This window comes from Neisseria wadsworthii 9715, from assembly GCF_000227765.1.
In the GTDB taxonomy this organism is placed as follows: Bacteria; Pseudomonadota; Gammaproteobacteria; order Burkholderiales; family Neisseriaceae; genus Neisseria; species Neisseria wadsworthii.
On sequence record NZ_JH165167.1, the window covers coordinates 1 to 1,047 of the forward strand.

A 1,047-nucleotide genomic window follows, 5' to 3' on the forward strand; every position below is an offset into this window, starting at 1 on the left:
TTCTGCCGGATAGGGACGGAAAGCAGCCAACGAATGCTTCTCCCTTTCCCATATGTCGTTAACCGGCTGCCTGTATTCGGGATGTTTGTGCTGCCGCATCAGCCGCAGGCATTGCTGTTGCAGGTAGTCGTTGAGAGAGGTAAAGGAATCAAAAGCCAAAGTCGGCTTGAACAATCTTTCGCGCAGGTGGCGTATCTGCCGCTCGACCTGGCCTTTCTCCCAGCCGGAAGCCGGGGTACAGGCAACCGGTTCAATGAGAAAGTGGGTCATCATCTGTAAAAACTGTGCGTTAAACTCTCTCTCCTTACCTTTGCCGATTCGGGTAACGGCGGTCTTCATATTGTCGTAGATACCGCGGGCAGGTACGCCGCCGAAGAAAGCGAATGCGCGGTTGTGCGCATCCATCAACATATCGGCTTTCTGATTGGGATAAGCACAAACGAAAAAAGCCCTGCTGTGGCATAAGCGGAAATGAGCGATATTTACCTTAACGGTCTGTCCGGCCAAACAAACGGTTTCGATACTCCAGTCAAACTGATAAGCATCACCCGGAGCAAAAGCCTGAGCCATAAAGACCGGAACCGGCTTGGGTTGGTGCTGTTGGCGGAATTTGCGGATAAATACGGCAACGGCACTGTACTGTCCGGCATAACCGGCATCTTTGAGGCGTTCGAAATGTCGACGGGCAGAAAGGTGTTGCTGTTTGGGCAGCCGGGCTTCTTGGAGCAACTGTTGGGTCAACACGTCAAGAAAAGGACCGAGCTTGGGGTAATGGGTTTGTTCTCTGCGGTAGACGGGGGGTTCGACTGTGGCGTGCTGCAGATATTTGGCGACTGTATTGCGGGAGAGTTTGAGTTGTTTGGCGATTTCACGTTGTGAGAGTTTCTGTCGGTGAAAAAGCCGGTGCACTTTTGCGATGGTTTCCATGCATAACATCCAGGTTGGGCTCCGCTGTGTGATAAAGCGGAGCAGTTTATAACAAACGGAGAGTGGCTCACTTTTGGAGCACAACTCCCCGTTTCCCTGGCTCAGTTTTGCACGATATTT

General features: G+C 52.0%; 1 protein-coding gene. It reads right to left on the minus strand.

The features are described from left to right. A partial coding sequence (istA, locus tag HMPREF9370_RS11450; protein ID WP_040667743.1) for an IS21 family transposase occupies positions 1 to 936 on the minus strand: 936 nt, incomplete at its 3' end. Positions 937 to 1,047: the final 111 nt, after the last annotated feature.